The organism is Endozoicomonas sp. ONNA2 (assembly GCF_024606365.1).
Classification (GTDB): Bacteria; Pseudomonadota; Gammaproteobacteria; order Pseudomonadales; family Endozoicomonadaceae; genus Endozoicomonas.
This window is the reverse complement of sequence record NZ_JAHHPO010000223.1, coordinates 1-7,540: the sequence shown is the minus strand read 5'-3', so window position 1 is coordinate 7,540 and position 7,540 is coordinate 1. Positions and strand designations below refer to the sequence as shown.

Annotated in this window: 5 protein-coding genes; all 5 read right to left on the bottom strand. The window is 53.0% G+C overall.

Annotation, left to right across the window (positions count from 1 at the left end; all coding sequences use genetic code 11):
* Positions 1 to 391 precede the first annotated feature (391 nt).
* Complete coding sequence (greA, locus tag KDK14_RS04145) at positions 392 to 868, bottom strand: transcription elongation factor GreA (protein ID WP_257263757.1); 477 nt, start codon at positions 866 to 868, stop codon at positions 392 to 394.
* Positions 865 to 4,125, bottom strand: a complete 3,261-nt coding sequence (carB, locus tag KDK14_RS04140) for a carbamoyl-phosphate synthase large subunit (RefSeq protein WP_257263756.1) — start codon at positions 4,123 to 4,125, stop codon at positions 865 to 867. The genes greA and carB overlap by 4 nt, the downstream gene beginning before the upstream one ends.
* Before the next feature lie 28 nt (positions 4,126 to 4,153).
* Entirely contained in the window at positions 4,154 to 5,296 is a 1,143-nt protein-coding gene (carA, locus tag KDK14_RS04135) for a glutamine-hydrolyzing carbamoyl-phosphate synthase small subunit (RefSeq protein WP_257263755.1), read from the bottom strand.
* Positions 5,297 to 5,542: 246 nt separating this feature from the next.
* Positions 5,543 to 6,355 carry a hypothetical protein gene (locus KDK14_RS04130; protein WP_257263754.1) on the bottom strand — a complete coding sequence of 271 codons (813 nt, stop codon included), beginning with the start codon at positions 6,353 to 6,355 and terminating at the stop codon, positions 5,543 to 5,545.
* Positions 6,356 to 6,525: 170 nt separating this feature from the next.
* Positions 6,526 to 7,332: a 4-hydroxy-tetrahydrodipicolinate reductase gene (gene dapB / locus KDK14_RS04125; RefSeq protein WP_257263753.1), complete on the bottom strand. Its 807-nt coding sequence runs from the start codon at positions 7,330 to 7,332 to the stop codon at positions 6,526 to 6,528.
* Between the last annotated feature and the right edge of the window lie 208 nt (positions 7,333 to 7,540).

Sequence of the window (7,540 nt, the reverse complement as noted above, 5' to 3'; positions counted from 1 at the left end):
TGTAACTATTCAGCACCCCTCACTTAAATCTGGAATTTTCTGATTTTTATACCATCCTCTTACATCAATCTCTTTTACCAACGTTCACCAACATGGTTCTATAGCCACCTGCAACTTTATCGGCTGAAATTCTCTTGAAAGAGAATGCACAGCTTTTTTTTAAATTAATCAGTTATCACCTTTTACACGGAGAATAGAGGAAGACGATAACATAGAAGATTTTCGACCAATCACCACTTCGTACCCGGTCACTGTACATCGTGCAGGTGACCGGATGATTGAAGAACAGCGAGGACAGATCAAGAGAGAAAACACGCCATAAAAAAACCCTGTGCTGCATCAGACAACACAGGAATTCAATCACAAAGATATACGCTTACTGACGTATTAATCAAATATGCTGCACTTCATCAATCTCATATTCCACACCGCCGGAAGGCGTGTTGACTACCACCACATCCCCCTCTTCCTTGCCGATCAGGGCCCGGGCAATGGGTGAGTTCACGGAGATCTTGTGCACTTTGATATCCGCTTCATCGTCACCGACAATCTTGTAGGTGACTTCCCGGTCATCATCCAGGTTGATCAGTACAATGGTGGCACCGAACAGCACCTTACCGGTCTTGGCAATGGCGGTAATATCAATCACCTGGGCGTTGGAGAGCTTGGCCTCAATATCGTTGATGCGGCCCTCGGTAAAGCTCTGTTGCTCACGGGCCGCATGGTATTCAGCGTTCTCTTTAAGGTCTCCGAGTTCCCGCGCTTCGGCGATAGCCGCAGAGATACGAGGACGCTCCACCCCCTTCAAATGAGCCAGCTCTTCTCGAAGGGCTTTTTCACCCTCCACCGTCATGGGAATTCTTTTCATCCAACATTACCTTCGTGTAGATCCTGAAGCCGTCTGACCAATCTTTCTGATCCAAAGGCGATGGAACGGGCAATCGCTTCAGCGCCCGCCATGGTGGTTGTATATAGCACCTTATTGGTCAATGCGGAGCGCCGGATCAGGTAAGAATCGGCAATGGCCTGACGACCTTCAGTGGTGTTGATCATGAAGGCTATATCACCATTGACAATCATGTCCACCAGATGCGGCCTGCCCTGGTGCACTTTGTTAATGGTGGTCACCGGCAAACCGGCCTCTTCAATCACTTTCGCCGTACCGGAGGTGGCCAGCAGCTCAAAGCCGATATCCATCAGCAGACGGGCCACCATCGGCACTTCCGGTTTATCAAAGTCCCGGACCGAGAGAATCACCTTTCCTCCTTGTGGCACCTGCATGTTCTCAGCCAGCTGAGCCTTGTGGAACGCTTCCGGGAAGGTAGCCCCAACGCCCATCACTTCACCGGTGGATTTCATCTCCGGGCCAAGAATCGGGTCCACGCCGGGGAACTTATTGAAGGGGAACACCGCTTCTTTGACGCTGTAGTATGGCGGCACAATCTCAGCCGTAAAGTTCAGCGCTTCCAGGGTTTTGCCCATCATTACCCGTGCCGCAATCTTGGCCAGGGAGTGGCCAATGCACTTGGAGACAAATGGCACGGTACGCGAAGCCCTGGGGTTCACCTCAATCACGTAGACCTGGTCATCCTGAATCGCCAGCTGTACGTTCATCAGGCCCACAACGCCCAGTTCCAGGGCCATGGCACGCACCTGCTCACGGATTTCATCCTGATGACGGCGGTTCAGGCTGTAAGGCGGCAGCGAGCAACTGGAGTCACCGGAGTGAATACCCGCCTGCTCGATATGCTGCATGATCGCACCAATGACCACACGCTCGCCATCACAGACCGCATCAACGTCCACCTCCACCGCACGGTTCAGGAAGGAGTCCAGCAGCACCGGGCTGTCGTTGGATACCTGAACGGCGTCTTTCATGTATCGCACCAGCTCATCTTCGCCGGCAACGATTTCCATGGCTCGTCCACCCAGAACATAGGATGGACGGACCACCAGTGGGTAGCCAATCTCTGTCGCTTTGGCCACCGCTTCCTGTTCACTGCGAACCGTGGCGTTAGCGGGCTGCAATAAATCCAGCTTGCGGATCATCTGCTGGAAGCGCTCACGGTCTTCGGCACGGTCAATCGCATCCGGGCTGGTACCGATAATTGGCACACCTTCAGCTTCCAGGGCACGGGCCAGTTTCAGCGGCGTCTGGCCACCGTACTGGACGATCACACCGGTGGGCTGCTCAACATCGATGATGGCCAGCACGTCTTCCAGGGTGACCGGCTCAAAGTAGAGTCGGTCAGAGGTGTCGTAATCGGTAGAGACGGTCTCCGGGTTGCAGTTCACCATAATGGTTTCGTAACCGTCTTCCCGCGCCGCCAGTGCCGCATGGACACAGCAGTAGTCAAACTCGATACCCTGGCCGATACGGTTCGGGCCACCGCCAATCACCATGATCTTGTCACGGCCGGAGGGCTCGGCCTCACACTCCTCATCATAGGAGGAGTACATGTACGCTGTCGTAGACTGGAATTCTGCCGCACAGGTATCCACCCGTTTGTAGACCGGCCTGACCTGCAGTTCACGACGGTAGTTGCGTACCTCGGCTTCGCTAATGCCCAGCAGCTCCGCCAGACGTGCATCGCTGAAGCCTTTCTGCTTGAGGCGGAACAGGCGCTCCTTGGTCAGGGAGGTGAGTCCCTTGCCATTAGCCGCGTCGTCTGCCAGTAGCGCCTCTTCGCTGACCAGATCCTGAATCTGTACCAAAAACCAGGGATCAATCTTGCACTGCGCAAAGATCTCCTCCAGGGTCATTCCGGCCCGAAAGGCATCGGCAACGTAGTAGATACGGTCCGCTTTCGGTGTCACCAGTTCACGGCGGATTCTGGCCAGGGCCTCTTCACGTTCTGCATCAGGGCAGGCATCCAGTTTGCCAGCAAACATGGAGTTAAAGCCCGTGGCACCGGTTTCCAGGCCACGCAACGCTTTTTGCACAGACTCCTGGAATGAACGACCAATGGCCATTACCTCACCTACCGACTTCATCTGGGTGGTCAGACGGTCATCGGCCCGGGGGAACTTCTCAAAGGCAAAACGGGGGATTTTGGTCACCACGTAATCAATGGATGGCTCAAAAGAGGCGGGCACCACACCACCGGTGATCTCATTGCTCAGCTCATCCAGGGTGTATCCCACCGCCAGCTTGGCAGCAACCCGGGCAATGGGGAAACCGGTGGCCTTGGACGCCAGGGCAGAAGAGCGGGATACCCGGGGGTTCATCTCAATCACCACCATACGACCGGTATCCGGGCAGATACCGAACTGCACGTTGGAACCGCCGGTTTCCACACCAATCTCACGCAGTACCGCAATGGAGGCGTTGCGCATGATCTGGTATTCCTTATCGGTCAGCGTCTGGGCTGGCGCGACGGTAATGGAGTCACCGGTGTGGACCCCCATGGGGTCAAAGTTTTCGATGGCGCAAACAATGATGCAGTTATCGTTGCGATCACGGACCACTTCCATCTCGTACTCTTTCCAGCCAATCAGCGATTCATCAATGAGCAGCTCATTGGTGGGCGAAAGGTCGAGACCACGAGAGCAGATCTCTTCAAACTCTGCCTTGTTATAGGCAATCCCACCACCGGTGCCGCCCATAGTAAACGACGGACGAATAATACAGGGGAAGCCAACCTGATCGAGAACGGCACGGGCCTCTTCCATGGTATGGGCAATACCGGAGCGGGGCGTTGCCAGGCCGATATTTTTCATGGCCTGGTCAAACAGCTGACGATCCTCGGCTTTGTCGATGGCCTGCTGGTTGGCACCGATCATGGTCACGCCGTACTTTTCCAGCACACCTTTATGGAACAGGTCCAGGGCGCAGTTCAGCGCGGTCTGGCCACCCATGGTGGGGAGAATTGCGTCCGGGCGCTCTTTTTCGATAATCTTCTCAACGGTCTCCCAGCGGATCGGCTCAATATAGGTTGAGTCCGCCATGGCCGGGTCGGTCATAATGGTCGCCGGGTTGGAGTTTACCAGAATGACCCGAAACCCCTCTTCCTTCAGCGCTTTACAGGCCTGCGCCCCGGAATAGTCAAACTCACAGGCCTGGCCGATAATAATTGGACCAGCCCCGAGTATCAGAATACTTTTAATATCATTACGTTTTGGCATCTTTACTCTCACATCAAAACGGGGTTGGTTATTTTGCTGCCTTCAGCATCTCAACAAATCGGTCAAACAGCCCGGCCACATCCTGTGGCCCCGGGCTTGCTTCCGGGTGGCCCTGGAAGCTGAAAGCAGGGCGGTCAGTCCGTTCGATACCCTGGAGACTGCCGTCAAACAGCGACTTGTGGGTTGCCTTCAGGTTGTCTGGGAGAGAGTCTTCGGCGGCGGCAAAACCGTGGTTCTGACTGGTGATCATGACCTGTCCGGTCTTGAGATCCTGAACCGGATGGTTGGCACCGTGGTGACCAAACTTCATCTTTTCGGTCCTGGCACCACTGGCCAGCGCCAGCAGCTGATGACCCAGGCAGATGCCAAATACAGGCAATGCGGTTGTGTCCAGAATTTCCCTGATGGCGGCAATGGCGTAATCGCAAGGCCCGGGGTCACCCGGGCCGTTAGAGAGGAAAATACCATCCGGATTCAGGCCCAGCACTTCTTTGGCTGGTGTTTTCGCTGGCACCACGGTGAGGCGACAGCCTCGCTGCGCCAGCATGCGCAGAATATTTCTTTTCACACCAAAATCGTAAGCCACCACGTGGAACGGCAGGTCGGTCACGTCGCCATGACTGTCGGTCTCCAGGCTCCAGACTCCCTCTGTCCAGGTGTAAGGCTGGTGAGTGGTTACTTCCTTAGCCAGATCCATACCTTTGAGACCCGGGAATTCACGGGCCCTGGCCAGTGCCCTGGCCTCATCAGCCTTGCCAGGGGCGTTACCGGCAATGATGCAGCCATTTTGCGCGCCTTTTTCCCGCAGAATCCGGGTCAGCCTGCGGGTATCGATGCCGGCGATGGCAACAATGTTGCGGGACTTCAGATAGTCATCCAGCGACATTTTGTTGCGCCAGTTGCTGGCCAGCAGTGGCAGGTCCTTGATGACCAGGCCGGCAGCATGGATGTGGGCAGACTCTTCGTCTTCCGGGGTAATACCGGTATTACCAATATGGGGATAGGTCAGCGTAACGATCTGGCGGGAATAGGAAGGGTCGGTGAGAATTTCCTGATAACCGGTCATTGCCGTGTTAAAAACCACCTCACCACTGGTCTCACCATCAATTCCAATGGCAATTCCCCGGAAAATACTGCCATCTTCCAGAGCTAAAACAGCCGTCTTGGTCAAAGGATCCTCCCGAACTTGAATCTAATAGTAAATTTGCCTGATATGCGTGTTTCCCATGCCTGAACGCTATGTTGCTTTACAACCGACAGTTCGCAGACCCAAAAAAAGCGAGATGTTTTAAAAAACCATCTCGCTTTTGATCTTGCACCTTGGCGCATAAACCATAAATTCAAGGCAAATTTAAGTTATTAGACTACAAACCAACTCACTTTTCCAACATTTTTTGGCTGTTTGGCGATTTGTGGTTCAGGCATCCTGGGGCAACAACTCAGCCCAGCGTTGATTTTTCAGGTAGTCATCAACCAGTCGTTGCACCCCGCCGGGCAGCCCCTCACAAGCGGTCATCTGTTGGGCCGCCAGTTCAGACACTCTCTTGATGAACACCTCTTTGCGCACATCATCCTGCAGTGCATGGGTCAGTGATTTAACCTCAATGTCCAATGCAGCCAGTTTTTGAAACGATTGATCCAGTAACATTTGCTTGATTACGTGGGTCATTGTGTGCATTGGATTACACATACTGTTTTCACGCTCCCTTATCTCAGCTGCAACACTGGCTTTCTCCTTTTGTTTGTTTTTCAACTTGTCCTTTTGTTCCTTTGTTGTCATCAAGAACTGAAGTCTGACTTTTTCGACAATTTTTTTCACCTTATATTGAAGGTATATCCTGACTGCCTCAGTTTTACGGTTCTCGTTGTTATTCACTGGCTGCCATTTCGGATCTGCATCTACATCCTGACGATCGCTGCTCTGGCTAACAGTGGATAGCTCTGTTTTAGCTGCTTTCTGAGGTATCAGATCTGGACATGCAGGACAGGCCCTTTTCAGAGGCTTAACCGTGTTTCCTGCTGAAACAGCGCCATCATGGCCGACAATCTTCCGGGAACAGAGTCCGCGGGCGGTTTGTTGACAAGTGATGTTACGGCAACAGGGAGTATTTTTTTGTACTTCTGTAGTGCTATCAACAGTGCTATCAACAGTGCTGTCAAAAGTGCTATCAACAGTGCCATTGGCTGGCAGGCTCGACTGCTGAGGGGGAGAGACACCCGAAATCATCATGACTAACCTCCTTTGTTTACCCTTTTTTATAATCAAGGTGCCGGGCTGTTATTTAATATTTTCCTTTGTTTAGCTGTTAAGGAGTTAAACAGTTGATCCCGGATAAATCACTAACTGAATGGTTAGCTCCCATTTCGCCCCCCTTGCGAAAACACTGCCATGCAATGGCTTCAAACTTTCAGGCCCAACACATCCTGCATATCGAACAGGCCAGACTTTTTGTCAGAAAGGAAATGCACCGCCCGCAATGAACCCCGGGCATAGATCACCCGGCTGCTGGCTTTATGGGTTATCTCAACGCGCTCACCTTCACAGGCAAACAGCACGGTATGGTCACCAATCACATCTCCGGCTCGAACAGTAGCAAAGCCAATGGTTTCACGATCCCTTGGCCCGGTATACCCTTCACGGCCGAAGACCGCACAGGTCTTCAGGTCACGACCCAGGGCATCGGCCACTACCTCCCCCATTTTCAGCGCCGTTCCGGAGGGGGAGTCCACCTTGTGACGATGGTGCGCCTCGATCACCTCAATATCAGCATCATCACCCAGCACCTTTGCCGCCATCTCCAGCAGCTTGAACACCAGGTTGACCCCGATACTCATATTAGGCGCAAAAACCATGGCCATATTCTCTGCCGCTTTGGCCAGCTGTGCTTTCTGGTCATTGCCCAGGCCCGTGGTGCCAATCACAATTCCTTTCCCATGCTGGCGGCACAGCGCAACATTGAGCATGGTCAATCCGGGAGTGGTGAAATCGATCAGGACATCAAAATCATCGACAGCTGCCGCCAGATTATCCGTTAATGGCACACCCATCGGACCAACCCCTGCCAGGTCTCCCGCATCCACCCCCAACAGGCTGTCACCAGGCTTGATAATTGCTGCCCCCAGCTGGCAATGGCCATCAGTGGCAACGGCTTTAACAAGCATTCGCCCCATTCTTCCTGCGGCACCCATAACAGCAACTCTGGTCACGTCACATTCCCTCTGGCATTTTCATTGATGGCGATAAACCGTCCGTAGTCTATCGGACTATGTACAAACAGCAAGGCGGGTAAAAAATTCTTTTTTTATGGAATTTTCTCTGCTGATTTTTGTCTTACCCATAGTTTTAGTCATATGGCAGGCTTAAGTAATTGTCCCGGAATAACTTCATCATTTTATTCAGTCCGGGAAAATGCCG